General features: G+C 26.7%; 1 protein-coding gene. It reads left to right on the top strand.

What is annotated here, in order from left to right; all coding sequences use genetic code 11:
* Positions 1-164 precede the first annotated feature (164 nt).
* Positions 165-737, top strand: a complete 573-nt coding sequence (locus IAI56_RS15865) for a hypothetical protein (protein WP_187658778.1) — start codon at positions 165-167, stop codon at positions 735-737.
* Positions 738-741: the final 4 nt, after the last annotated feature.

The following is a 741-nucleotide window of genomic DNA, read 5'->3' as shown; positions in this document are numbered from 1 at the left end:
CAGCAATTTGGCAAGATTGGGTTTCAGTCTTTAATTTAGTCATTGTTTTGTGTTTTTATAATTAGTGATTAATCCGAAGTTTTGGAATCCTTTTCCCAACCTCGCCAAGTTGCAAACGTTAGCACTAATTTTGAAAGCGAACGTAGAATTTAACACATAAAAACATGAAAAGCTCAATATTATCATTTTTTTTGTTATTGTTGGCAACTCATAATAGTTGTTCTCAAGAAAAGAATACCAAAGAATTAAATTTCAAAAACGCTATAGAATATTCGATAGAAAATTGTAGCAATAACATAAATCCAATAATTAAAAAAATAAATACTCTACTAAACGAAGGAGATATTGATAGTTTATCTATGATTGAATATTATAATTGTAAAAATACCTTAAAAGCTGAAATAAAATTCATAAATGATTTATCAGAAGTTGATAATGAAATAAAACTAAAAGAAAGTACAATTAAATATTTTGAAACGGTTGACAAAATACTCGATAACTTTATACTTCCAGTAATAACGCACCTAAACAACCCGAATCAATCAGAAATATTTGATGCTGAAAAACTAAAACAAGGAATTTTATTAATGGAAAAATCCGTTACTGAAACATCCGAATTAAGTAATAATCTTGACATGTTTTGCGCCAAGTATAAATTATCAAGAAGAATGAGTGAATTCGAGAAAAAAGAATTAACGCAAAAAATTGAAAATTTAAAGTCTGAATTAAAAAACTAGTGCT

The sequence above is a fragment of the Flavobacterium macrobrachii genome, from assembly GCF_014486675.1.
Classification (GTDB): domain Bacteria; phylum Bacteroidota; class Bacteroidia; order Flavobacteriales; family Flavobacteriaceae; genus Flavobacterium; species Flavobacterium macrobrachii.
The sequence above is the reverse complement of the archived record's forward strand: the minus strand, read 5'-3'. Positions and strand labels throughout refer to the sequence as shown.

Coding starts and splice junctions, on each gene's coding strand:
- IAI56_RS15865 (WP_187658778.1), top strand. CDS start 165: ATGAAAAGCTCAATATTATCATTTTTTTTGTTATTGTTGGCAACTCAT.